24 protein-coding genes and 4 tRNA genes are annotated in these 24693 nt (G+C 37.5%); 23 read left to right on the forward strand and 5 right to left on the reverse strand.

The window, feature by feature from the left end; translation table 11 throughout:
- Window positions 1–17: 17 nt before the first annotated feature.
- Window positions 18–719, reverse strand: coding sequence for a ribose 5-phosphate isomerase A (rpiA, locus tag FFM61_RS00885; protein WP_074426566.1), 702 nt, complete (start codon window positions 717–719; stop codon window positions 18–20).
- A gap of 125 nt (window positions 720–844) precedes the next feature.
- Between rpiA and mutY the strand changes: the two genes are divergently transcribed.
- From mutY to FFM61_RS00940, 11 genes are all read left to right on the forward strand, one after another.
- Window positions 845–1945, forward strand: coding sequence for an A/G-specific adenine glycosylase (gene mutY / locus FFM61_RS00890; protein WP_074426565.1), 1101 nt, complete (start codon window positions 845–847; stop codon window positions 1943–1945).
- 66 nt (window positions 1946–2011) lie between these two features.
- A complete protein-coding gene (rihC, locus tag FFM61_RS00895) occupies window positions 2012–2911 on the forward strand; it encodes a ribonucleoside hydrolase RihC (protein ID WP_074426564.1) in 900 nt (299 codons plus the stop codon).
- 118 nt (window positions 2912–3029) lie between these two features.
- Window positions 3030–3749 (forward strand): 16S rRNA (guanine(527)-N(7))-methyltransferase RsmG, encoded by a 720-nt coding sequence (rsmG, locus tag FFM61_RS00900; protein WP_074426563.1) that lies wholly within the window; start codon window positions 3030–3032, stop codon window positions 3747–3749.
- Window positions 3750–3762: 13 nt separating this feature from the next.
- Window positions 3763–4533, forward strand: a complete 771-nt coding sequence (locus FFM61_RS00905; protein WP_074426562.1) for a ParA family protein — start codon at window positions 3763–3765, stop codon at window positions 4531–4533.
- A complete protein-coding gene (locus FFM61_RS00910) occupies window positions 4520–5425 on the forward strand; it encodes a ParB/RepB/Spo0J family partition protein (RefSeq protein ID WP_074426561.1) in 906 nt (301 codons plus the stop codon). Before FFM61_RS00905 ends, FFM61_RS00910 begins: the two co-directional genes overlap by 14 nt.
- Before the next feature lie 10 nt (window positions 5426–5435).
- Window positions 5436–5621: a DUF951 domain-containing protein gene (locus FFM61_RS00915; RefSeq protein WP_074426560.1), complete on the forward strand. Its 186-nt coding sequence runs from the start codon at window positions 5436–5438 to the stop codon at window positions 5619–5621.
- A 23-nt stretch (window positions 5622–5644) separates the two neighbouring features.
- Entirely contained in the window at window positions 5645–6748 is a 1104-nt protein-coding gene (gene ychF, locus FFM61_RS00920) for a redox-regulated ATPase YchF (RefSeq protein ID WP_074426559.1), read from the forward strand.
- A gap of 11 nt (window positions 6749–6759) precedes the next feature.
- On the forward strand, window positions 6760–7500 hold the full coding sequence (locus FFM61_RS00925) for a DUF1129 domain-containing protein (RefSeq protein ID WP_074426558.1): 741 nt from the start codon (window positions 6760–6762) through the stop codon (window positions 7498–7500).
- A gap of 33 nt (window positions 7501–7533) precedes the next feature.
- Window positions 7534–8223, forward strand: coding sequence for a response regulator (locus tag FFM61_RS00930; RefSeq protein WP_074426557.1), 690 nt, complete (start codon window positions 7534–7536; stop codon window positions 8221–8223).
- 18 nt (window positions 8224–8241) lie between these two features.
- On the forward strand, window positions 8242–9354 hold the full coding sequence (locus FFM61_RS00935) for a sensor histidine kinase (RefSeq protein ID WP_074426556.1): 1113 nt from the start codon (window positions 8242–8244) through the stop codon (window positions 9352–9354).
- A gap of 30 nt (window positions 9355–9384) precedes the next feature.
- Entirely contained in the window at window positions 9385–10080 is a 696-nt protein-coding gene (locus FFM61_RS00940; RefSeq protein WP_074426555.1) for a phosphatase PAP2 family protein, read from the forward strand.
- A 122-nt stretch (window positions 10081–10202) separates the two neighbouring features.
- On the opposite strand, the gene FFM61_RS00945 is transcribed toward FFM61_RS00940, so the two are convergent.
- On the reverse strand, window positions 10203–10721 hold the full coding sequence (locus tag FFM61_RS00945) for a DUF1836 domain-containing protein (RefSeq protein WP_240005951.1): 519 nt from the start codon (window positions 10719–10721) through the stop codon (window positions 10203–10205).
- Window positions 10722–10918: 197 nt separating this feature from the next.
- Here FFM61_RS00945 and FFM61_RS00950 point away from each other — a divergent pair, with 197 nt between their 5' ends.
- Window positions 10919–12145, forward strand: coding sequence for an MFS transporter (locus FFM61_RS00950; protein ID WP_074426554.1), 1227 nt, complete (start codon window positions 10919–10921; stop codon window positions 12143–12145).
- A 117-nt stretch (window positions 12146–12262) separates the two neighbouring features.
- Here FFM61_RS00950 and FFM61_RS00955 read toward each other — a convergent pair.
- The 3 genes from FFM61_RS00955 to FFM61_RS00965 form a co-directional block, all read right to left on the reverse strand.
- Window positions 12263–12335, reverse strand: a tRNA-Gln gene (locus tag FFM61_RS00955).
- Between the two features lie 9 nt (window positions 12336–12344).
- A tRNA-Tyr gene (locus FFM61_RS00960) sits at window positions 12345–12427 on the reverse strand.
- 55 nt (window positions 12428–12482) lie between these two features.
- Entirely contained in the window at window positions 12483–13310 is an 828-nt protein-coding gene (locus tag FFM61_RS00965; protein ID WP_074428120.1) for a metallophosphoesterase, read from the reverse strand.
- A 176-nt stretch (window positions 13311–13486) separates the two neighbouring features.
- Between FFM61_RS00965 and FFM61_RS00970 the strand changes: the two genes are divergently transcribed.
- From FFM61_RS00970 to FFM61_RS01020, 11 genes are all read left to right on the forward strand, one after another.
- Window positions 13487–14932, forward strand: a complete 1446-nt coding sequence (locus FFM61_RS00970; RefSeq protein WP_074428121.1) for a peptide MFS transporter — start codon at window positions 13487–13489, stop codon at window positions 14930–14932.
- 140 nt (window positions 14933–15072) lie between these two features.
- Window positions 15073–15155: transfer RNA gene (locus FFM61_RS00975), tRNA-Tyr, on the forward strand.
- 9 nt (window positions 15156–15164) lie between these two features.
- Window positions 15165–15237 (forward strand) — tRNA-Gln (locus FFM61_RS00980).
- 195 nt (window positions 15238–15432) lie between these two features.
- Entirely contained in the window at window positions 15433–16179 is a 747-nt protein-coding gene (locus FFM61_RS00985) for a DUF975 family protein (protein WP_074428024.1), read from the forward strand.
- 80 nt (window positions 16180–16259) lie between these two features.
- The gene (locus FFM61_RS00990) at window positions 16260–18146 is read left to right on the forward strand and encodes an acyltransferase family protein (RefSeq protein WP_074428023.1); all 1887 of its coding nucleotides are present in this window, start codon (window positions 16260–16262) and stop codon (window positions 18144–18146) included.
- 137 nt (window positions 18147–18283) lie between these two features.
- Window positions 18284–18745: a MarR family winged helix-turn-helix transcriptional regulator gene (locus FFM61_RS00995; RefSeq protein WP_074428022.1), complete on the forward strand. Its 462-nt coding sequence runs from the start codon at window positions 18284–18286 to the stop codon at window positions 18743–18745.
- Window positions 18742–19662 carry a metal ABC transporter solute-binding protein, Zn/Mn family gene (locus FFM61_RS01000; protein WP_074428021.1) on the forward strand — a complete coding sequence of 307 codons (921 nt, stop codon included), beginning with the start codon at window positions 18742–18744 and terminating at the stop codon, window positions 19660–19662. Before FFM61_RS00995 ends, FFM61_RS01000 begins: the two co-directional genes overlap by 4 nt.
- Window positions 19659–20351, forward strand: a complete 693-nt coding sequence (locus FFM61_RS01005) for a metal ABC transporter ATP-binding protein (RefSeq protein ID WP_074428020.1) — start codon at window positions 19659–19661, stop codon at window positions 20349–20351. Before FFM61_RS01000 ends, FFM61_RS01005 begins: the two co-directional genes overlap by 4 nt.
- Window positions 20344–21126, forward strand: a complete 783-nt coding sequence (locus tag FFM61_RS01010; RefSeq protein ID WP_074428019.1) for a metal ABC transporter permease — start codon at window positions 20344–20346, stop codon at window positions 21124–21126. Before FFM61_RS01005 ends, FFM61_RS01010 begins: the two co-directional genes overlap by 8 nt.
- A 140-nt stretch (window positions 21127–21266) precedes the next feature.
- Window positions 21267–22898 carry an ABC-F family ATP-binding cassette domain-containing protein gene (locus FFM61_RS01015; RefSeq protein WP_074428018.1) on the forward strand — a complete coding sequence of 544 codons (1632 nt, stop codon included), beginning with the start codon at window positions 21267–21269 and terminating at the stop codon, window positions 22896–22898.
- A 321-nt stretch (window positions 22899–23219) separates the two neighbouring features.
- Window positions 23220–24590: a sugar porter family MFS transporter gene (locus FFM61_RS01020; RefSeq protein WP_074428017.1), complete on the forward strand. Its 1371-nt coding sequence runs from the start codon at window positions 23220–23222 to the stop codon at window positions 24588–24590.
- Window positions 24591–24693: the final 103 nt, after the last annotated feature.

Genomic DNA, 24693 nt, shown 5'->3' on the forward strand with positions numbered 1-24693 from the left:
ATGTTAAGCTTTTTTATTTAGACTAATGGTAAGGGATGAGCATCAAATATATCAATGCTCTCATCTTCACGACCAACAATCACTTGGTCAACAACGTTTAAGAATAAGCCATGTTCAACAACACCGACCATACTTGTTAGTTCACGTCCTAAGGTAAATGGGTCAGGCATTTTATTAAGATGTAAATCAATTAGATAATTGGCAGAGTCAGTACGGACAGGATTGCCATTTTGATCTAAACGCCAAGTGGGCTTGTAACCTTTTACTTCAAGACGTTTAAATAGTTGGTCAGCACCGTATGGAATAATTTCTACGGGCAAATAGTGGGTTAAATGATCTGATAATTTAGAACCATCAACGACCCAAACGTTACGCTTTGAATTGACCGCAACAATTTTTTCCCAAAGGAGCGCAGCACCACCACCTTTAATAGCAGCAAAATTTTCGTCAATTTGATCAGCACCGTCGATGGTTATATCGATATGATCAACATCGTCAACGTTATGCATTGGAATACCAAGTTTTGCTGCGGTGCGTCGTGTTTTATCAGAAGTTGGGACGCCCTTAATTTTAAGACCATCTTCGGCAACACGCTTTCCAAGTACCTCAATAACATAGGCAATCGTTGAACCAGAACCGATGCCGACTACCATACCATCTTCAACAAGTTCGGCCGCACGATACCCCGCTAATTTCTTCAGTGAAGTTTGATCTGTCATAAGGAAAATCCTCTTTCTATGTATATTATTAATTATATTATCGCGCATTAAGTTAGATTTAGGCAAATCAAAAATTATAAAATGTTACACTAAGTAAATAACTTTTAAAAAGGTGGCAAATTTTCATGATTGAAATGTGGGATGATGATAAAATAAACGCTTTTCAAGCAACATTATTAACTTGGTATGATCAAGAAGGTAGGTCAACACTGCCATGGCGTCAGGATAGAGACCCTTATCATATTTGGGTATCTGAAATTATGTTACAACAAACACAAGTCCAAACAGTGATTCCCTATTTTGAACGATTTATGGCAACTTTCCCAACAATTAACGATTTGGCAATGGCACCAGAACAGGTATTGTTAAAAACATGGGAAGGGTTGGGCTATTATTCAAGAGTGCGTAATATGCAAAAAGCAGCACGACAGGTTATTGATGATTATGCCGGTGTTTGGCCAGATAATATGCAAGAATTGCAAAAATTAGTCGGTATTGGTCCTTATACGGCTGCAGCAATTGCTAGTATTGCATTTGATGAACCAGTCCCAGCAATTGACGGTAATGCCTTTCGGGTCTTGGCACGTTTATTTGAAATTGATGCTGATATTGCACAACCTAAAACACGTAAAATTTTCTTTGAATTAGGGCAACAAATTATTGATCAAAAACGACCGGGAGATTTCAATCAAGCCATTATGGATTTAGGTTCATCTTATATGACTGCTAAAAGCTATGATAGTGAGCACTCGCCTGTTAAAGCATATAACGCTGCATACTTAGATGGTACAGAGGAATTTTATCCGGTTAAGTCTAAGGCACCAAAACCTAAGCCGGTGACCTATTTTGCAATTGCTATTAAATCACCAGCGGGTTATTTGTGGGAACAACGGCCAACAAAAGGGTTGTTAGGTGATTTTTGGATGATGCCACTATATGCATTGACGGATTTTATTTTAGATAATGATGCGAATTGGACTGAAGAAGAAATGATTCAAGCCACCCAAAATCGTTTAGCAGCAGATTATGGCATTGTTGCTGACTTAAAAAAGATTTCTGGTCGGCCAGTAACCCATGTGTATACGCATTTAAAATGGACCGTAACAATCTTAACAGCGACAGTTCCGCAACAAAATTTACTGCGTGGTCAATGGCAAACGGTGGCTGATATTCAAAATGATCCGCAACCGAAAATACAAGATAAAATTTGGCAACGTTTAAAATAAAATAGCGGCCATTATAAGTAGGCATGTGATACTATCTAAGTATTAAAAAGGGGATAAGGTATAGAAATGACGCAAAAGATATTGTTGGATATGGACCCTGGTATTGATGATGCGGCTGCATTATCAATTGCGTTAACTGATGATGCATTTCAAGTAATGTTACTCACGACAGTAGCAGGTAATGTTTCGGTTGATAAAACAACCAAAAATGCTTTGCATTTGATTGAATTTTTCAATCAAGAAAACGTGGTACCAGTGGCAGCCGGAGCATCCACGCCATTAATTAAAAAATATGTTGACGCTTCTGATATTCATGGGGAATCGGGGATGGCTGGTTGGGAATTTCCAACAGTTAAAACAGCTGTTTTACCAGAACATGCAGTTGTCGCAATGCGTCAGGTCTTGATGAATAGTCAAAAAAAGATGATAGTAGTTGCGACCGGGGCATTTACTAATATTGCATTGCTAATTCGTATGTATCCAGAGGTGTTACCTAAAATAGCGCAAGTTGTTGTGATGGGTGGTTCTTTAGGTGTAGGCAATATAACCAGTGTTGCAGAATTCAACGTGTATACAGACCCGCACGCAGCGCAAATCTTGTTTACATCTGGGTTACCAATTAAGATGATTGGGTTAAATGTCACGTTGCAGGCTTTATTGAGCAAAGCAAATATCGATAAGTTAGGTGACATCAATCAAACTGGTAAAATGTTGCAAGCTTTATTTGCTCATTATGCTGATGACCAAGATGGCGCAAAACCAATGCATGATGTGAATACATTGTACTATTTGGCACAACCAGAATCTTTTGTTTTTGAAGACTACAATGTTGCTGTCGTCACACAAGGACCGGCTACTGGGGCAACTGTAGCAACAAAAACCAATTACACAAATGTTAGCGTTGCCACATCAGTCAATGTTGCTGCATTTAATAAGTGGTTTATGGAAAAAATTACGGCAATTTAGTTGTTGTTTCACGTGGAACATTAATGTGACACATGACAGATACAACTCGGCCAGACTATTGAATAGATAGGCATTTTGCGGTATTCTTTTAGTATTGGAATCAGTTTGGAGAATGATAATGAATCCCGAAGAATTTGCGGCGGCATTACGCGATAAAAACATTGTTTTAGATGATAAACAACTAGCACAATACCAAACGTATTATGATCGATTGGTAGCAGTTAATGAACATATGAATTTAACAGCCATTACGGATCGAGATGAAGTGTATTTAAAGCACTTTTATGATTCGTTAACTTTGGCGTGGGCGTATCCTAAATTACAAAGTGATCAACTTAGCATGGTTGATGTTGGCGCTGGTGCTGGTTTCCCATCGCTACCATTAAAAATAGCGTTTCCGCAATTAAAAATCACTATTATTGACGCTTTAAATAAGCGCATTAAATTTTTACAAGAATTAGTCGATGAATTAGGACTTGAAGATGTCACTGTTATTCACGCACGGGCAGAAGAGTTTGGTCAAAAGAAGGCCCCTAATCGTGAACAATATGATGTAACGACAGCACGTGCACTAGCACGCTTGAATGTATTGGGTGAATTAACTTTGCCATTGGTAAAAGTAGGTGGTGTGCTACTAGCAATGAAAGGTAGTGCAGCTAACGAAGAACTTGAAGAAGCACAAGGTGCTATTAAAAAGTTGGGTGGCAAAATTGGCGAATCCATTTCAGTTAACTTGCCCAATGGTGATCCCAGAACAATTATTGTGATTGAAAAAGTTGGACCAACACCAAATCGTTATCCACGAAAGCCAGGGGATCCAGCACGTAAACCATTGTAGAAAGGAGAACATAATGGGACACATTATTGCATTAGCAAACCAAAAAGGTGGTGTTGGTAAAACAACGACTACGGTTAATTTAGCTGCTGCATTAGCTAATTTTGGTAAAAAAGTATTAATTATTGATACTGATGCCCAGGGAAATGCAACTTCAGGAACCGGTGTACATAAATCTAATATTGAACAAGACATCTATGATGTATTAATTAATGACGTACCATTGATGGAAGTTGTTCTACCAACCTCACACGAGGGTGTTGATATTGTACCAGCGACAATTCGTTTGGCAGGTGCTGAATTAGAATTGGCGCCAGTTATGGCACGTGAGTTGCGATTAAAAAATGCGCTTGGTGATGTTCGCGAAAAATATGACTATGTATTGATTGATAATCCTCCTTCATTAGGGCTTGTCACGATTAATACTTTTTCAGCTGCAGACTCAATTTTAATTCCGGTACAGGCAGAATATTATGCACTAGAAGGTCTTGGACAACTAATGAATAATATGAAACTAGTTAAGCGACACTTTAATCCTGATTTAAAAATTGAAGGTGTTTTGATGACAATGGTTGATCCACGTACTAACCTATCTGCTGATGTTGTAGAAAATGTCCGCGAGTACTTTAATAGCGAAGTATATGATACGGTAATCCCACGTAACGTACGTTTATCAGAGGCACCTTCACGTGGGCTGGCCATCATTGATTACGATCCTAGATCAAAGGGTGCTGAAGTTTATACAAATCTAGCAGAGGAGGTCCTTAAATCTCATGGTGAAATCTAAAAAAACAGGTTTAGGGGGTCTTGGTGCAAAAGGTGGTGGCTTAGGCGCATTGTTTGCTGACCAAGGGTTAGATCATACAGTCAATGGTAGTGATGAAGTTCGGGATATTACAATTGATAAGATTGTGGCAAATCCTTTTCAACCACGCCGCGTTTTTGATCAAAATAAATTACAAGAATTAGCAGATTCAATTAAACAAAATGGTGTGTTACAACCAATTATTGTGCGCCATAATCCTAAAAATAATAGTCAATATGAATTGCTAGCTGGTGAACGACGTTGGCGGGCCTCACAATTAGCTGATATGACTACTATATCAGCAATTGTCCGCAAGCTGGACGATGATCAAATGTTGCAAGCGGCTATTTTGGAAAACTTGCAGCGCGAAGATTTAACACCGTTAGAAGAAGCACAGGCTTATCGTGACATGATGGATGGTCTTAATTTGACACAAGCGCAAGTTGCTAAGCGATTAGGGAAAGCACGTTCAGCAGTAGCTAATTTTTTGCGATTGTTGAATTTACCAGACGAAGTGAAAAGTTTATTAAATGCAGGCCAGTTATCAATGGGACAAGCACGAACATTGCTAGGACTACATAATAAACGCCGTATTACACCAGTTGCTAAGCGTGCCATTACCGAAGGGATGACGGTTCGACAATTAGAACAGTTAGTAAATAAATTGAACGAACAAGCCACCCCAACTAAAAATCAAGCAAGTCTTTCACCTTACATCAAAGCATCAACAACAGCGCTAGAAGATAAATTTGGTACGAAAGTCCATATGACACGCAATCGTAAAGGTGCAGGTAAGATTGAAATTACATATTTGTCAGATGAAGATTTAAATCGGATTTTTGATATGTTGAATATTGATCTTGATGAGCAATAAGGAGGCAACAATGTATAAATTATATGATGTTGTTGAAATGAAAAAACCACATGCTTGTGGGATTAATGAGTGGCAAATTATGCGTGTTGGTGCGGATATGAAAATTGTTTGCCAAGGTTGTCAACGCCAAGTTGTTATGACCCGTCATGAATTTGATAAAAGATTTAAACGTGTATTGAAAAGTGCACAAGAATAAAAAGAGAGATAGGTAAATATATAATGGCTCTTACAGCAGGAATTGTTGGCTTGCCAAACGTCGGTAAATCAACGCTATTTAACGCAATTACTAAAGCAGGGGCAGAAATGGCCAATTACCCATTTGCTACTATTGAACCAAATGTGGGAATGGTTGAAGTGCCTGATGATCGTTTAGCTCGAATTCAAGAATTAATTCCAGCTGACAAAGTAGTACCAACAACTTTTGAATTTACTGATATTGCCGGTATTGTAAAAGGGGCCTCACAAGGTGAAGGGCTTGGTAATAAGTTTTTGGAAAATATTCGTCAAGTTAATGCAATTGTGCATGTTGTACGTGCATTTGATGATGACGACATTACCCATGTTTCGGGTAAAGTTGATCCATTGGATGATATTGAGACAATCAACACAGAACTTGTGTTAGCTGACCTGGAGTCAATTGACAAGCGCTTTAGCCGCGTTGAAAAGGCTGCTAAGTCTGCAAAGGATAAAGAAGCCATTGCGGAACTAGCGGTTTTGGAGCAATTAAAGCCAGCTTTGGAAGCTGGTAAGCCAGCGCGCTCAATCGAGTGGGATGATGATGAACAAAAAATCATCCATGATTTGTTCTTGTTAACATCAAAGCCCGTATTATACGTTGCCAATGTTGCCGAAGATGATATGGCAGATCCCACAACATCTGAGTACTTCCAACAAATTAAGCAATATGCTGATGGGGAAAATGCTGATGTTATTGGTATTTCTGCACGTGCTGAAGAAGAAATTGCTGAAATGGATGATGAAGATAAAGCGGAATTTATGGAATTGCAAGGAATTACTGAGCCTGGATTGAATCGTTTGATCAGAGCAGCCTACCACATGCTTGATCTACGAACATTCTTTACAGCCGGTGGTAAGGAAACACGTGCTTGGACATTCCGTGCTGGGATGAAGGCGCCACAAGTTGCGGGCGTTATTCATTCGGACTTCGAACGAGGATTTATTCGTGCTGAAACGTTCTCATTTGAAGACCTTGATAAGTACGCATCATTGAAGGCAATCAAAGAAGCAGGACGCCGTCGTTCAGAAGGAAAAGAATATGTTGTACAAGACGGTGATATCATCGAATTCTTGTTCAATGTTTAATTGGGGGAACTATGACAGAGTCAAAGGAACAAACACAAGTACAGGATACAAAGCTGACGTTGCCGACAGTGCAAGAACTAGCAACATCTGGATTAACAAAGCGTAATCAAGAGTTTATCCGTCAAATGGTTATTTTAGCTAATGGTGATGATACCAAAGCGCAATTAATTACTGAAGTGGGGGCTAAGTTATTAACAGCACAAAAGACTGGTCAAACAGCACGTCAGTTGTACAATTCACCCGCAGAAGCAATGGGCTTGAAGACCGTTGAAGAAAAGCAAGAAGAATCACGTGGCTATGCTAGTTATGGTTTTTGGCCCCTAGCAATTGATAATGCGATTGCATTCTTTATGATGTTTAGTTTTATGTTCGGACTAACTTTGCTATTCAGTCATAATACGGCATCAATGGAAGGATCTGGGGGAGCTGCTGGTATTACATCATTAATCTTAACGTCAATTTTGGGTGGTGTATTCTTCTCAGCTGTAACATTAATGATTACGCCACGTCGTGATGGTAAGCGTGTATCAATATGGAAGAAAATTTCTGTAACAATTGGTGCATTTGCAATCTGGTTCTTAGCATATCTTGGATTCGCTTACTTACCACCAATTATCAATCCATTATTACCAGGTTGGGTTTATATTATCTTTGCTGTTTTGGCATTCCTTGGTTTCCGTTACTGGCGTTCAAAGACAGGTATACGTGGTGGGTTCTTAGGAACAAACAGCACGCAATCACGTTCTAAGTAAAAGCTAGTCAAAAGAGACAGTGGGGATAGATTAATGAAAATTTTGATTGTTGATGATGATCATGAAATTGCTGAACTACTAGAAATTTACGTTAAAAATGAAGGCTATGAGCCGGTAATTGCTAGCGATGGTAAAGAAGCGATGACTAGAATTCGCACAAATCCAGATATTGGATTGATTATTTTAGACATTATGATGCCTGAAATGAGTGGAACCGAAGTTTTGAAAGAAGTTCGTAAAGATAATCCAGTACCAATTTTGTTATTGTCTGCCAAATCAGGGGCAATGGACAAAATTCAAGGATTAATTACGGGTGCTGATGATTATGTTACAAAGCCGTTTAATCCATTAGAAGTGATGGCTCGTGTTCGAGCATTATTGCGCCGTGCGCAAAATGGCTTATCACAGGCAACGCCTGAAGTGTTAGATGTTGGTCCGTTGACAATTAATAAAGATAGTCATGAAGTGAAAACTGCAGACGGTATAGATATTAATCTAACGGCACTTGAGTTTGGTATCTTATATTTGTTAGCATCTCATCCTAATCGTGTGTTTAGTGCAGATGATATTTTTGAGCGTGTTTGGCAACAAGAATCAGTTGTATCAGCCAAAACAGTGATGGTACACGTGTCACACCTACGTGATAAACTTGAGGCTGCCACTGGTGGTAATCAAGTTGTTCAAACCGTTTGGGGTGTCGGTTACAAAATTGAAGTACTTTAATAAAGAAAGGCAGTGGGGATGAAACTAAAAATACTGAGTTGGCTTGAATTAACGGTCAAGGCAGTGGTTTCCGCCCTGCTTTTTGTATGCACGGGACTAGGCATTGTCTTGCTGTTACAACCACATTGGCAAAGCCATAATTTATGGACAGAGATTAATATCATTGCACGAAGATTTCCAATAATTGTTAGTATTACGAGTATTGTTTTATTAATACTTTGGTTATTCTTAGTGCGCCGGTTTTATCAACAAACAAAACTAAATGATTTAACTGTTGCTGTACATAATTTAGTGCCTCAAGTTGGTGATACAAAAAGTCCGGGTTTAGCCACTGAACATTTTGGCCATCGTTTTCAACCGCTAGTGAATAACATTAATAATGTTTATGAAGCAGCGCAGCAAGCGATTTTAGAAGAGCATGCGATTGAACGCTCTAAAGATGAGATGGTTACAAATGTGTCTCATGATTTGCGAACGCCCCTGACATCAATTTTGGGTTATTTGGGGTTGATTATTAATGATAAGGACCAACAAAAACTCAGCCATGAAGATATTATGAAATATGCGAAAACAGCATATGATAAGTCTGGTCAAATGAAATCGTTGGTAGAAGATTTATTTGATTATACGCAAGTGCGGCAAGTTGATTTTAAATTGCATTGGGCACCATTGGATTTGGCGGCTATGTTGCAGCAATTGGCTGTTAATTATGAATTAGAAGCCAAAGAAAAAAATGTTGTGATATCAGTGGTATCCAAGCCGATGGTTATTGAAATGATGGGTGATCCAGATCGTTTGGCCCGTGTTTTTATGAATTTGATTAATAATGCGCTAAAATATGGTGAAGGTGCGACCTTTATTCGATTAACAGCTAAAATTTTGGCTAAAGATAATGAAGTAGAAGTACGCGTGACAAATAATGGTGCTAAAATTCCAAACGAGTCACTTGAGCGATTATTTGATAGGTTTTACCGAGTTGAAAGTTCCCGTAATGTTAAAACAGGTGGTACTGGACTTGGATTAGCAATTGTTGATAGTGTGGTTGACGCACATGGTGGCCGTGTCAGAGTTGAATCGGATGATGAAATGACAAGCTTTATTATTAACTTGCCACTGATGTCAGAAGATTAAAACTTATTATAAACTGGAAAGGTTTTAACAATGACAAATAATAAAATAGAATTTAAGGGTGGCCAATTAATTTGGGCAACTATTAGTTTGATCCTATTCTTAGCGATGAGTAGCATGGTGATGTCTAATAGTGCCCTCATTAATCATTTTGATGATAGTGTGACACAATGGATTCAGACATCATTTGGGTTGCCCAAAATGGACTATGCGCACGGGCTATTTAATAGTTGGATGACGTTTAGCGCTACGTATGGTGATGCCAAAACCATGGTGGTTATTACCTTTATTGTAGCGATTATATTGTTTATAAGACGCTACCATATTTTATCATTATGGTATTTGGCAGTTGTTGGTACAGGTGGTCTATTGGGGATCATGATGAAAAATGTGATTGAACGGCCACGACCACACGGTCATTTAGCAATCGACGATGGTTTTTCATTTCCCAGCGGGCACGCGGTTAGTGTAACATTGGTATGCTTAGCATTAGTGTTAATTTTCATACCAATGTTAAAGAAATCTTGGGCAAAAATCACGGCGTATATAATTGTTTTACTATTTTGGTTTAGCGTTTTGTTTTCAAGAATATACTTCAGTGCACATCATCTAACGGATGTATTGAGTGGTGTGGTCTTAGGTGTTTTTTGGATCTGTATTGCTATGGCTGTTTATGGCATGGTTAGCGGTTGGCTAAAAACAGTTATTTTTAAAAAATCAAAAATATAAGCTAAAAATGGAAAAATCCTGTCAATATAACATCTCTGTGTGTTGTATTGACGGGATTTTTTGTCGCTATAAAAAAATAGGAAATAAAAAACGCTTACCAATATGCGGGAAGCGTTAAAAAATTATTTTGTTGTTGGTACTTCTTTGATAGGGTGTTTTTGTTGTAGTAAGGCGAGTGATTTTTCAGCCTCAAGCTTGTGGAAGAGAACGCTAGCAGCTGATTGCATTAATTGCGTTTCTATAGATGCGCCCTCACTAGGAATATTAGTAGGGTTTTTGAAGTAACCCAATAGTGTATCGACAAAAGAATTAAAAGCATTTTTAGGATAGTCATTAGCTGTTATTTGGTCAATAGCAGCACGGATTTGATCTAGTGAAAAAATTGGCTTTAATAATGAAATGATTAAAATATCCGCAATTTGAAGTGTTTGATAACGCTTTTTTACGGGAGCAATAATCATCTTCTTTTTAACGTAATTATTAATCATTGTTGAAGTAACCGTTGGTAATTCTAGCGGTGTTAAAACGGCATTGATATATTCAACTACTTGATCCATATAAAGATCAAAATTAGGTAAATCATCCCAATGAGGAAAAAGAATATCTTCAAAGTTATTTTTTTGTAGATTGTTTTCAGTCACTTTAGTCACCTTCAATTCATTATTTGCTGTATAAGCATCATTATAACACATCTAGACTATAAAACTAAATAATGCGATAGTATAAACTACTATATCATTGTTTTGCAAATGTAATCGTAACATCGATTAGGACAAGGAGAACTGCCTTGTGGTAGTATGGAAACAATTTGATTTTTGAGTATAGGAGGTAAATTGGTATGCAAGAATTTATGGCATTGAATCGTAATTTAAAGTTAAGGACGTTAACGGTTTTTTTAACGGTCTTATTAGGTAGTTCGATTGGGCCAAACATGACAATTTATTATGTGCAATATTTTGGAGCTTTTATTTCAGGCCTTTTATTGATGATTGTATCCGTAGCGGGTTTTATAGCCGGCTTGTATGGTGGGCATTTGTCTGATGTATGGGGTCGAAAAAGGGCCATGTTAACGGGATCAGCATTGATTATCATCGGATATGGGCTCGCGATGTTTATGAATGCGCCTTGGTATACAAATCCGTATATCACATTTGTGGGCTTTTTATTAGCATCAGTTGGTGCTTCATTTGCAGATCCTGCAGAACAGGCAATGATGATTGATGCTTCTACAATTGCTAATCGAAAATTTGTTTATGCGTTGATTTACTGGGTGCTTAACATTGGTGTTATGATTGGTGCTGCAATTGGTGGATGGTTCTTTAGAGATTACTTATTTGAATTATTAATGGGATCAGTGATGGTTGGTTTTATTAATGCATTGATTATTAAATTTGGTATGGCAGAAACTTTAGATATGACCCATATCCAATCTAATTCGTCTGTGTGGAGTGCCGTCAAATCATATGGACAAGTTTTATCTGATAAACGCTATGTATTATTTATGTTTGGGTCAATTTTTTCGGTAGTGATTTACACACAACCTGATTTTTATTTGGCAGCGCATTTAACGAAATCATTTAATGATTATACTTTTATGGGTATTCATTTTTATGGGCAACGTATGCTGTCATTTATGCTAGTTATTAATACAATTTTAATTGTATTAGTAATGAATTATATTAATCGTTTTACAAATAGATGGGCATTACGTCGAAGCTTTGCATTGGGTACTTTTTTACAAGGATTTGGTTTTGCGATGTCATTCTTATTGCATGATTTTTGGCCATTAATTATGGTGACATTTGTCTTTACGCTAGGCGAGATTATAAATGTGCCATCAAGCCAAACAATGCGTGCCGATATGATGAATCCAGCTAAAATTGGGGCTTATTCGGGTGCATTTGCCGCTACACGGCCGGTTGGTAACATTGTTGCTGGTTCAATGGTGTCGCTATCTCAGTTTACTAATGACTTGGGAATGGCTGGTGCATTGATGGTTGGGACATTTATTGCAATTGTCACGATTATGAAAGCTTCTAAGATGCCAGCACGGTTTGACGATTAATGGTACAAGAATAAGCATTATTAAAAACAGTAAATGACCAACATTGGAGGTGATTTACTGTTTTTTATGTAAAACAAAAAAGCCAACAAGCGTAATCGCTCATTGACTCTTTGTTAGCTGGGATAGCTGGATTCGAACCAGCGAATACACGGTACCAAAAACCGATGCCTTACCACTTGGCCATATCCCAATGATGAAATGGGGGCTATAGGATTCGAACCTATGAACCCGAAGGAATGGATTTACAGTCCACCGCGTTTAACCAGACTTCGCTAAACCCCCATATATTTAAGTAATACTTAGTATCACCTCAACGAATATATACTATACAGAATTATTATTTATTTGTCAACACTATTTGAATAAGTTTATTTACCCAACTTTGATAAAAGTTATCGGCAGCCCATTCTTTTAGATGATGACGATTATAACCAACGCTAGCATTATAGTATGTTAGCTCTTTTTTTTGGCGGGGAGGAACTGTTATATGAACATGACCGTAAAATATATGTTGCACATTAGGATATTCAGCAAGTAATAGGCCTGTTTTTTTTGACCCCAAGACACCATTAACCATCGCCCACCGTGAACTGGGGTCAGGATAGTATAGCTCATCATTAATAGGTGAAAAATGTGTAAAAAAAACGACCTGTTTATTGGCATTTAGCGCATCATCTAGTAATTGGTGCATCTGGGCGTGTCCTAAGGCCATGCGCTCAATATCACTAATGGGTTGATCAATGACCCGATCATAATAAAATCCAGAACGGAAGCGGACGATTGCGGCGGGATCAAGTAGGGGTGTAAAACTATAATCGTACCAACCGTTATGACCAATGATGCGCCAATTAGAATTGGGGATATCAATATATTGATTATGTAAGTAGAGTGGATCTAGATCAGTTTCTAATTCATTAAATGAAATATTACGGCCCATATCATGATTGCCTGCAATAAATAGCACCTTGGTTTGCTGGCCAAGCGCATTTTGTAAATCATGGACGTAATGTAATGATTTCTCAAAGTCGTTGAATAAATCGCCAGCAATTAAATAATAATCGGGTTGTAGTTGATGCAATGTTGTTGCTTGTTGATGTAATGACTGGGCAACATCTTGTTTATTAACGTCAAAGTGATTATCACTGGACACGATAATTTTAGTCATGTTACTACTCCCCTCTTTTTTTCACACAATATCATAATCTTATTATAACAAAAGGGGCAAAAAGTTAATGTAAAATGAAAACATCCTTGTCGAAAGTTACATTTGCGAGTAAAATTTAACAAGTGACATTAGATTGTCTAGAGTAGAAAACAGAATTTGAATAAGGAGCTTTTTTCATGCAAACGGAAAAGAAATTCCTGGGACAACCATACGGTCTAAAAACATTATTTATGACCGAAATGTGGGAACGTTTCAGTTACTATGGTATGAAAGCCATCTTGTTATATTACATGTGGCACTTAATTAGTACTGGTGATTTAAATATTACTAAGGCTACAGCGGCCTCAATTATGGCTATTTACGCATCAATGGTGTATCTATCAGGAGTAGTTGGTGGTTTCATCGCTGATCGTATATTAGGACAACGACGAACAGTATTTTGGGGTGGGGTATTGATCATGTTTGGTCATATTGCACTAGCGTTGCCATTTGGGGCCTCTGCAATGTTTGTCTCAATGGTATTAATTGTTCTTGGAACTGGATTATTGAAGCCAAATGTTTCATCAATGGTTGGTTCATTATATGATGACAATGATACATCACGTGATTCAGGATTCTCAATTTTTGTGTTCGGGATTAACTTAGGTTCATTTATTTCGCCATTATTAGTTGGTTGGACACAAGAAAATATTGGCTTCCATGCGGGATTCTCATTGGCAGCTATTGGTATGTTCTTTGGATTGGTACAATATCATTTCGGTGGTAAGCACCTTCATGAAGATTCAAACTATGCGCCAGATCCATTACAAGAAGAAGAAGTTAAGCCTTTGGTTGTAAAGACTGTACTAGGTATTATTTTCTTCATTCTAGTTGTTATTTTGATGAACTTGATGGGTTGGAATAGTTTGCAAAACTATATTAACTTGCTAACAATTGTCGCAATTTTGTTGCCAGTATCATATTTTGTGATCATGACAACTTCAGCTAAGGTAACAAAGGAAGAACGCTCACGGGTATTTTCATATATTCCATTATTCTTAGCCGCAGTATTATTCTGGGCCATTGAAGAACAGGGATCAATTGTTTTGGCAACATTCGCTGCTGAGCGAGTAGATACATCATGGTTCCCAGCATCATGGTTCCAATCATTAAATCCATTATTTATTATGCTATACACACCATTCTTTGCCTGGTTGTGGGTTAAGTGGCAAAAGAATCAACCATCTTCACCAATGAAGTTCGCAGTTGGTTTGATGTTTGCTGGTGCGTCATTCTTATTGATGGCAATACCTGGTACTTTGTTTGGCACTGATGGTCATGTTTCACCATTATGGTTAGTTGGTTCATGGGCTCTGGTTATTATTGGAGAGATGTTGATATCGCCAGTTGGTTTGTCAGTAACGACTAAACTAGCACCAAAAGCATTTATGTCACAAATGATGTCAATGTGGTTCTTGGCATCTTCAGCTGGATCAGCATTGAACGCACAGTTAGTTACTTTGTATTCAGCAGATAATGAAGTTGCTTACTTTACATGGTTTGGACTAGCTTCGGGTGTACTTGGTATTCTATTGATTTTCTTAGTACCACGTATTAAGCGATTGATGGCTGGTGTACAATAGACAAAAACTTTTAAACAGCGTATACACTTGTATACGCTGTTTTTTAATTTTAAGTTTTTTCAAAAAAAGCTTGCAATATGTATTTCTACTTGGTATGATATAAGAGTTGTCAGGGGCATTAGTGTCAGTCAGTTATATATGGGGGTTTAGCGAAGTCCGGTCAAACGCGGTGGACTGTAAATCCATTCCTTCGGGTTCATAGGTTCGAATCCTATAGCCCCCATTTCATCATTGGGATATGGCCAAGTGGTAAGGCATCGGTTTTTGGTACCGTGTATTCGCTGGTTCGAATCCAGCTATCCCAGCTAATAAAGGGTCAATGAGCGATTACGCTTGTTGGCTTTTTTTGTTTTATTTATTATGATTTCATCATTAGTAAAAATTGGTTTTTAATCGTATAATTAAAAGATATGCTATTGGCACAAATGTTTAATATATCACCATAAATGAGGGTAGTTATATGTTAAACTTTAATGAATATAATTTAAGAAGGGTGTTTTATGTTTACTAATTATGATTTAAAAAAACGATCTAAAACATACGTTAGTGGTGAAAATTTTGGGACAGCACTCAAATTGTCAATTATTTTAGTGATTTGGCAGGTTATATCATCAGTACGTGAAAATTTAGAACCATCAGGAAATATTAATTCTGAGGATATTCAAACGATGAGTGGGGTGGCTTCCAAAACGTTTGCTGTTGGAATCCAAATTTTAACGACTAGTATTCTAGCTGAGGTATTAGTTGGTATCTTTACATTAGGTGTAACTTTTGGCTTTGTTGAATGGCATCGGCGTAACAAAGCGCCAGAACAACCGGTCAAAGTGGGACTAAAGTTTTTGGGATCAAAAACAATTATTGACGTCGTTGTTTTGTTAGGGGTCCGTTTTATTTTTACAATGCTTTGGACTTGTTTATTCATTATTCCAGGAATTATCAAGACATATTCATACTCACAGGCAACCCTATTATATGCAGATGATGTTCGAGCTGGTCGTGAAATTACGTCAATTACTTCATATTTGAAAAAGTCAGAAGAAATGATGCGGGGTTACCGGTTTAAACTATTCTGGTTACAGGTTAGTTTTATTCTATGGTGGATATTAGTTGGCATTACTTACGGAATTGCTGGCTTCTATGTTGTGCCTTATTATCAAGCAACAATGGCAGAATTTTATTTAGCAGTACGTAATAATGAACCGATTAATCGAGCAAAAATGCATTTTGATGAAAATGATGAATTATAAGAGAAATTTGATTTGTAAAAACCACTAATTTAGAGGAATTTATTTTTATATAATTTTAGAAGTGTTTAGGAAGAGAAAAAATGAGCCAAGATGTTACAAATAAGCCACGTTATATTACGGGATTTGATGGGCTTAGAGCAATTGCTGTTATTGGGGTAATCATATTTCATTTATGGCCAAATGCGCTACCTGGTGGATGGATGGGCGTACCGCTATTCTTTGTTTTATCGGGTTATTTAATTACAGATCTATTAATACAAGAATATGATCGTAATGGTCGGATTGATGTGTTGGCTTTTTACAAACGGCGCGTTAAGCGTTTATATCCAGCACTGGTCATAATGCTGTTTGGTACAGCTACTTATATTGCGTTATTTGCCCGTGATTTGCTTTATAATTTAAGGGCAATTATTGGTAGTAATATGCTGTATCTATACAATATTTGGGCAACCAAAAATGGTGATTCATATTTTGATTCTTGGGGTGGGTCATCGCCATTTACCCATCTATGGTCGCTATCAATTGAAGGACAATTTTATTTGATTTGGCCAATTATTGTGATGTTATTGTTAGGATTACGTATTCGTCGCATTTCAATTGGGTTTACTTTAATTGGTGTTGCAGGTGTTTCAGCCATTTTGTTAGGACTTTTGTATGATCCAATGAACATTAATCGTGCTTATTATGGATCAGATACTCGTGTCTTTGCAGTATTGTTTGGTGCTGCTTTAGCATTTGGATGGCCTTCAAAACGAATGAAACAGGTTTTATCACCGCGTGTGAAACGAAATCTAAATACATTAGGTGCGATTGCCTTAGCATTAACCATTGTTACCTTTTTTGGATTAAATGGTGAGTGGCGTATGACTTACATGGGATTGATGTTTGTGGTAACTGCAATTATGACAAGTTTAATTGCCATTACAGCGCACCCGGCTTCATTTTTAAGTCATGCATTGGACAACAAGTTTTTTAATTATTTAGGAAAGCGGTCATATAGTATTTACTTATACCAATTACCGGTATTTGTGTTTGTTGATCGATTGGTAAAACAGCATGATACATTTTGGATGGATTGTTTAAAGATTATCATTGTTTTATTACTGGCTGAATTAAGTTATCGTTACGTTGAAAATGTTTTCCGTCATATGAAACAAAGCAAACCATGGTACATAGCGTTTGTAGCACAACGTCGCGTGCAAATGACTGTTGTCGTTGCTTTGTTGTTAACGCTGGGAACTGCTTATGCAGTATCTGCTCAAGAAACAGCACATGCCAAGCCGAAAAACACGTTAGAAAAGCGATTAGATACTAATAAGGATCGCATTAGTCAGGCGAATAAAAAGGTAGTAGAGCAAGCTAAAAAAGCGGATAGTAAAAAAACAGATAGTCATAAGGTTGATCCAAAGACACTTTCGCAGGCAGACCGTGATTTGATGAGTAAATATAGTTTATCAGCCGACCAATTCTCAACATTACGTGATCAACGTGTTACGGCAGTCGGCGATTCCGTTATGGTCGATGTGGCACCTGATTTACAAGAACTCATGCCAAATACTGTGGTTAATGCAACAGTTGGCCGTCAGGCATATTCAATTCCAGATATATTGGAATCTTACGATAGTCAAGGTTTGTTGTCACAAAACGTCATTATTTCTATTGGAACGAATGGAACCATTGGCGAAAATGACTTTAAAAAAGTGATGGACCTTGTTGGTAAAGATCGCCAAGTATTTTGGATTAATGGATTTGCTAATCGTGACTGGGTTGATAAGAATAATAGTTTCTTGTCTAAGCAAGATAGTCAGTATAAGAATCTACATATTGTTGATTGGGCAGCGCTTGTAAAAGATCATCCAGATTGGTTAGGGGATGATAAAGTTCATCCTAATCAAGATGGTTCACTACAATATGCGAGTCTAATTGCTAAAATTATGGCAGGTGTGTATAAAGATGCTGATAAGTAACGCATCAATTAAATAGATCATTTAGGAAGCAACATTCATCGTTTTAGAGAATGTTGCTTTTTTTAATTGGCTTGCACTAACTAATAGTACGTGTTATTATTAACTGGTTAATTAACCAGTTAAGGAGATTGAGAGTAATGACAAAAGACTCATATGCAAATCAAGTTGATAATTTTTTAAATCGTTTGAAATTATCTTCTGAAAACCAGCGCGAAGTTTTAATTGGCGTTAATGAAACAGATATTACAACCACTCAGGGGCATTTATTGATGTTGCTCGCGCAAAATGGACCACAAACAAATTCTGAATTATCACGTGCGTTACATGTATCAGGTGCCGCTGTGACGAAGGCCATGAAAAGTTTATGTAGTCGTGATGAAGCGATGGTTAATGTTGTACCAGACGAAGCGGATCATCGTGTTAGTCGCTGGTCGCTAACTACCCTTGGTATTGCAATGGCTTCAGCTCACACGCAACGACATCGGGAAACTTTAGCAGAGTATGAAAGTCTTTTAGCTAATTTTTCGGAAACTGAGCAACAAACTATTAGCGAATTTCTGTCACAATTATTAGAACGTTTGCCTGGAGGAAAATCATGATATCGAAAAAGCAAAGTTTTATTTGGGTGCCAATTTTAATTGTTATTGTCTTACTAGGAATTGTTTTTTATCAAGTAGGGGAACGTAAGGAACAAACAACCAAGCAAGTAACAAGCGATCAGATTCAAGTGGTAGCAAGTTTGGATAGTTATGGTGAAATGGCTAAGGCTGTTTTGGGTAACGCAGGTAGTGTTGTAAGTGTGATTAATAAGCCAACAATGGATCCGCACGAATATGAACCAACAGCTAGTGTGGCTAAGCAATTTGACAAGGCAGACGTAATCATTTCTAATGGTGGTGGGTTTGATAATTGGAGCGTAAATTTTGCCAAACAAAATAATGATGCCAAACATATCAATTTAGCCAATGTTTACCATTATAAGGATGGTGAAGGTGGTGGTAATGAGCATTTTTGGTATAAAACAGATATTACAACTCGGTTACCTAAAGAATTAGCTGCGACATACGGGCAATTAATACCAGCAAAGAAAGCTTATTTTGAAAAAAATGCCCAAGCTTATCAAAAAAAGGCTGATAAATTAATTGATTGGCAAAAGCGAGTGAAACAACATCTTGATGGCAAAAACTTATTAGCAACCGAACCAGTTTTTGATAATACGTTATTAACGTTAGGTGCAAATAAGAAGGACACGAAATTTGCGCAAGCAATTGAAGAAGGGGATGATCCCACACCAACTGATGTCCGCCAATGGCATCAACTAATTGATCAAGGACAGATTGCAGTAGTGATTGATAATCCGCAATCTACAGGAAAATTAGCAATACAAGGGGTGGATTATGCAAAAGCACATCATGTACCTGTTGTAAAAGCTCGTGAAACAAAACCGGCAGACACGAGGTATATTGATTGGCAAATTAATCAACTAAAGGCATTAGATGAGGCGTTATTGAAATGATTATTTTAGACGGTAAAGATATCGGAATTAAATTTGATGACCGGTGGCTTTATCAAAAGGTGAATTTTAGGATAGAGCAAGGCCATAATTTAGCGTTAATTGGTGATAATGGCGTTGGTAAAACCACGATGATTCGCGCCATGTTAGGTCAAGTACCATTAACAACTGGTGAATTTATCTGGCATGATGATAGTAATCGGAAAATTGCGTATGTACCGCAATACCGTCCTGATATGCAGGCGTTTCCTTTACGAGTGAGTGACTTTGTTGGCTTAACTTTTGATCAGGGATTGCGACCATGGTTATCAAAAGCAGAAAAACAAAGATTAACTGCGATTTTGGCAATTACGAATTTAACGGATATTGCAGACAAGCGTATTGATAATGCATCCGGCGGTGAACGGCAACGTGCTTATTTGGCACAGGCGCTCGTGCAAAATCCAGATATCTTGATTTTAGATGAAGCAACGGCTAATTTGGATAATGTGGCTAAATATGCGTTGATGGATGTTGTGAAAAATTATCAACACCAATATCAATTAACAGTAATAATGGTGAGCCATGATATTGATATTATGCAAAAATATGCAGATGAATATTTGTTATTAACAACACATGGCAGTGAATATGAAACAATTGGTCATTTGGATGTTGCTAAGTTAAAGGAAGGGGGACAGATGCTTGTTTAATTTTCCGTTTATGCAACATGCATTGATTGCTGGGACCCTAATTGCAATTATGAGTGGGTTGATTGGCCCATTTATTGTTGCGCGGCGCATGTCTTTTTTGGCTCACACATTAAGTGAGATTGGTTTTGCGGGGGCCTCGTTCGCCTTATTTATGAGTTGGTCACCTTTAGTGGGAATGTTATTATTCTCAGTGGTTGCATCAATGAGTGTCGGTGGATTAGGGATTAAAGAACAGCGTTCAGAATCACTTATTTCAGCGGTGAGCGCAGTAGCAATCGGATTAGGAATTGCATTTTTATCACTATCTGATAAAAATGCTACTGCAGCAACTGGTATTTTATTTGGATCAATTTTTAGTATCAATAAGGGGGATGTTTTAGAAGTTGCAATATTAGCAATTTTAGTCATTTTAGTGACTTTGTTGATGTTTCGTCCACTTCGACACTTTGCCTTTGATTATACGACAGCTAGTTTTAGTTTAAAAAACTTACCATTGATCGAAGTGTTGTTCTTAGGATTGATGGCTGTAACGGTAGCAGTTTCAGCGCAAGTCGTTGGTTCACTTTTGATTTTTATTTTAATGATTTTACCAGCTAGTTCAGCAATGCGCTGGGGACGAACAGTGTGGCAAATTATTGGTTTGTCGATTTTATTTGCAGTTGTTGGTGTTTGGCTAGCACTTGGATTGTCATTTTGGCTAGATCTCCCAGTATCATTTTTTATAGCATTAATTGAAGCCGTTATTTATTTTGTCAGTTTAAGTCGAAAAAAGTAGGCGAATAATACCCTGATTCAGGCATTAAGCTTGCGTATGAATAGGGCATTTGATAAAGTTATAATTGGTATGCTTGTATAAAGCAGATGATAATAGATGAATAAAAATAACGCAATACTTTGTAGGAGAAGAGATCAAATATGTTAACAGTTTCAAATGTATCAGTGGCTTTCACTGGTAAAAAATTGTACGATGATGTGAATTTAAAATTTACACCAGGTAATACTTACGGAATTATCGGAGCAAATGGAGCAGGTAAGTCAACTTTCTTGAAGGTGTTGGAAGGTAAATTACAACCAACGACTGGTAATGTTTCAATGGATACTAATGAGCGTATGTCATCATTAGTACAAGACCACTTTGCATTTGACCAATACACAGTTTTGGACACTGTTATGCAAGGGCATAAAGAACTTTATGATGTTAAAAATGAGATGGATGGTATTTATCTACATGACCCATTTACTGATGAAGATGGTATTCGTGTCGGTGAATTATCAGCACGTTTTGAAGAACTAGATGGTTGGACAGCTGAAATCGAAGCTAGTCAACTATTACAAAACATTGGTATTCCTGAATCACAACACCAAACACCTATGTCAGATCTACCCGAAGTTACCAAAGTTAAGGTTTTGCTAGCCCAAGCTTTGTTTGGTAATCCTGATATTTTAATTTTGGATGAGCCTACTAACGGTTTGGATACCAAGACAATCGCTTGGTTGGAAGACTTCTTGGCTGATTATCAAAATACAGTGTTGGTTGTTTCCCACGATCGTCACTTCTTAAATGCCGTTTCAACAATGATCTTAGATGTGGACTTTGGTAAAATTAAGTTATTCGTTGGTAACTATGACTTTTGGAAGCAATCTTCTGAATTAGCACAACGTTTGCAATCACAAGCTAATGCTAAAAAAGAGGAACAAATTAAAGAGTTGCAAGACTTTATTGCGCGTTTCTCTGCTAATGCATCAAAGTCAAAGCAAGCAACATCACGTAAGAAGCAATTAGATAAAATTACACTAGATGATATTCAACCATCATCACGTAAGTACCCATACATTAATTTTGAAATTTTACGTGAAATGGGTAATGACATGTTGCGTGTGGAAGGTGTTTCAAAGAGTATTGATGGTGTAAAGATTTTAGATAATGTCACTTTTACAGTTAATCCCAATGAAAAAGCATTGATTATGGCTGAAAATGACGTTGCTGCTACGATGATTTTGGATATTATTGCAGGTAAGGTAAAGCCAGACGCAGGTAAGGTTACTTGGGGTGTTACGACCACACAAGACTACTTAGCTAAGGATATGGCAACTAATTTCCCTAATCCAGACCGTCCTATTTTGGACTACCTACGTGATTTTGCCTCAAAGGAAGAAAGTGATAATACTTTCCTACGTGGTTTGTTAGGACGTATGTTATTCAAGGGTGAAGATGCTGAAAAGACATTGGATGTCCTTTCAGGGGGTGAGAAGGTTCGCGTGATGCTATCAAAGTTGATGCTAACAAAGGCCAATGTTCTAATCTTGGACGACCCTACTAACCATTTGGATTTGGAATCAATTACATCATTGAATGATGGTTTGATTAACTTCCAAGGTGGATTAATCTTTACATCACATGACCGCACATTTGGTCAAACAATCGCTGATCATATCGTTGTTGTTTCAGACCAAGGTGCAATTGACCGTGCTGAAACAACGTATGATGAATTTATGGCTCATCCAGAAGTGCAAAAGCAACTGGCTGCTAAAAACATTGTATTGTAAAAATTAGAAAACAAATTAAAAAGCCAAGCTGTAAACGGTAAAAACGTATATAGCTTGGCTTTTTTAGTGTGTATCATTTTAAATTTGTATCGAAATAATGATGGTAAGTCAGGAAAATTTGTATGTTTTAAATAAATCTCTTTTAATTTGTCCGTACAACATGCTATAATAAAAAATGTTGATGAAAGCGATTACAAATTTTGCGTTAGTTTGAGTTAAGTTAATTTTTATATTGAAGGGTTAACTCATTAAAATTAAGTAATCAATTTCAATGTTTATTTATAATCATGTGGGGATACATGGTGTTGGAGGGATTATTTCATGTCTGAGAAGAAAATTTCTAGTAAATTTATTTACTTCTTTGGAGCCTTTGGTGGTATCTTATTCGGATACGATATTGGTGTTATGACCGGTGCATTACCATTCTTGCAAAGTGATTGGAACTTATCTGGTGGGGGTGTTACTGGTTGGATTACATCATCATTGATGTTAGGTGCTATCTTTGGTGGTGCTATTGCCGGACAATTATCTGATCGTTTGGGACGTCGTAAGATGGTTCTTTATTCAGCTATTCTATTTATGATTGGATCTGTATTGGCTGGAGTTTCGCCACATAATGCAGTTGGTTATCTAATTTTTACTCGAGTTGTTTTGGGAATCGCAGTTGGGGCAGCTTCAGCTTTAGTACCTGCTTATATGTCTGAAATGTCACCAGCTGATCGTCGTGGTAGTCTTTCAGGAATTAATCAATTAATGATTGTTTCTGGAATGTTAATTTCTTATATTATGGACTTCTTGCTTAAGGGTTTGCCCGAACATTGGGCATGGCGCTTGATGTTGGCATTAGCTGCTGTTCCTGCTTTGATTCTATTCTTAGGGGTATTGCGTTTGCCAGAATCACCACGTTTCTTAATTAAGACGGGAAAGAATGACGAAGCGCGTCAAGTTTTGTCTTGGATTCGTAAGCCAGAAGAAATTGATGCTGAAATGGCAGCAATCACAGAAACTGCTAAAGTTGAGCAAAAAGCTGAAAAGTCTACGACGTGGGGATCTTTGTTAGAAGGACGTTACCGTTACCTCGTTATTGCTGGTGTGACAGTCGCTTTCTTCCAACAATTTATGGGAGCCAATGCAATCTTTTACTACATTCCATTGATTGTTGAAAATGCGACCGGACAAGCAGCTGCAGATGCACTACTTTGGCCAGTTGTTAACGGTGTTATCTTGGTGTTAGGTGCGCTATTCTACATGGCGATTGCCGAAAAGTTTAACCGTCGTCACTTGTTAATTTTGGGTGGTACTGTGATGGGACTTTCATTCATTCTACCAACAATCATTAACTTGTTTATGGATACAAACCCAATGATGATCGTTGTCTTCTTATGCATATTTGTTGCCTTTTATGCCTTTACTTGGGCGCCATTGACATGGGTTTTGGTTGGTGAGATCTTCCCATTGGCAATTCGTGGGCGTGCATCAGGATTAGCATCATCAATGAACTGGGTAGGATCATTTATTGTTGCCTTGATTTTCCCAATCATGACAGCCGCAATGTCACAAGAAGCAGTATTTGCTATCTTTGGTGTTATCTGTTTAGCAGCCGTTTTGTTCATTATGTTCCGTGTTCCAGAAACACGAGGACATTCATTAGAAGAAATCGAAAAGCTAGGTGCAGAAAAGAACGTAAAATAATTGGTTGTAAGTTTAACTCGGTATATAAATTATACCGAGTTTTTTTGTGGTTAAACTAAAGGTAATTGTAAAAAGTAGATTTATTAATAGACAAACAATCGAT

Source organism: Weissella hellenica, from assembly GCF_005405545.1.
GTDB classification, from domain to species: Bacteria; Bacillota; Bacilli; order Lactobacillales; family Lactobacillaceae; genus Weissella; species Weissella hellenica.

Coding starts and splice junctions, on each gene's coding strand:
- FFM61_RS00930 (WP_074426557.1), top strand. CDS start 7,534: ATGAAAATTTTGATTGTTGATGATGATCATGAAATTGCTGAACTACTA.
- FFM61_RS00925 (WP_074426558.1), top strand. CDS start 6,760: ATGACAGAGTCAAAGGAACAAACACAAGTACAGGATACAAAGCTGACG.
- FFM61_RS00940 (WP_074426555.1), top strand. CDS start 9,385: ATGACAAATAATAAAATAGAATTTAAGGGTGGCCAATTAATTTGGGCA.
- FFM61_RS00990 (WP_074428023.1), top strand. CDS start 16,260: ATGAGCCAAGATGTTACAAATAAGCCACGTTATATTACGGGATTTGAT.
- FFM61_RS00905 (WP_074426562.1), top strand. CDS start 3,763: ATGGGACACATTATTGCATTAGCAAACCAAAAAGGTGGTGTTGGTAAA.
- FFM61_RS00915 (WP_074426560.1), top strand. CDS start 5,436: ATGTATAAATTATATGATGTTGTTGAAATGAAAAAACCACATGCTTGT.
- rsmG (WP_074426563.1), top strand. CDS start 3,030: ATGAATCCCGAAGAATTTGCGGCGGCATTACGCGATAAAAACATTGTT.
- FFM61_RS00985 (WP_074428024.1), top strand. CDS start 15,433: ATGTTTACTAATTATGATTTAAAAAAACGATCTAAAACATACGTTAGT.
- FFM61_RS01000 (WP_074428021.1), top strand. CDS start 18,742: ATGATATCGAAAAAGCAAAGTTTTATTTGGGTGCCAATTTTAATTGTT.
- FFM61_RS00910 (WP_074426561.1), top strand. CDS start 4,520: ATGGTGAAATCTAAAAAAACAGGTTTAGGGGGTCTTGGTGCAAAAGGT.
- FFM61_RS01005 (WP_074428020.1), top strand. CDS start 19,659: ATGATTATTTTAGACGGTAAAGATATCGGAATTAAATTTGATGACCGG.
- FFM61_RS00995 (WP_074428022.1), top strand. CDS start 18,284: ATGACAAAAGACTCATATGCAAATCAAGTTGATAATTTTTTAAATCGT.
- mutY (WP_074426565.1), top strand. CDS start 845: ATGATTGAAATGTGGGATGATGATAAAATAAACGCTTTTCAAGCAACA.
- ychF (WP_074426559.1), top strand. CDS start 5,645: ATGGCTCTTACAGCAGGAATTGTTGGCTTGCCAAACGTCGGTAAATCA.
- FFM61_RS00935 (WP_074426556.1), top strand. CDS start 8,242: ATGAAACTAAAAATACTGAGTTGGCTTGAATTAACGGTCAAGGCAGTG.
- FFM61_RS00950 (WP_074426554.1), top strand. CDS start 10,919: ATGCAAGAATTTATGGCATTGAATCGTAATTTAAAGTTAAGGACGTTA.
- FFM61_RS01020 (WP_074428017.1), top strand. CDS start 23,220: ATGTCTGAGAAGAAAATTTCTAGTAAATTTATTTACTTCTTTGGAGCC.
- rpiA (WP_074426566.1), bottom strand. CDS start 719: ATGACAGATCAAACTTCACTGAAGAAATTAGCGGGGTATCGTGCGGCC.
- FFM61_RS01015 (WP_074428018.1), top strand. CDS start 21,267: ATGTTAACAGTTTCAAATGTATCAGTGGCTTTCACTGGTAAAAAATTG.
- FFM61_RS00965 (WP_074428120.1), bottom strand. CDS start 13,310: ATGACTAAAATTATCGTGTCCAGTGATAATCACTTTGACGTTAATAAA.
- rihC (WP_074426564.1), top strand. CDS start 2,012: ATGACGCAAAAGATATTGTTGGATATGGACCCTGGTATTGATGATGCG.
- FFM61_RS00970 (WP_074428121.1), top strand. CDS start 13,487: ATGCAAACGGAAAAGAAATTCCTGGGACAACCATACGGTCTAAAAACA.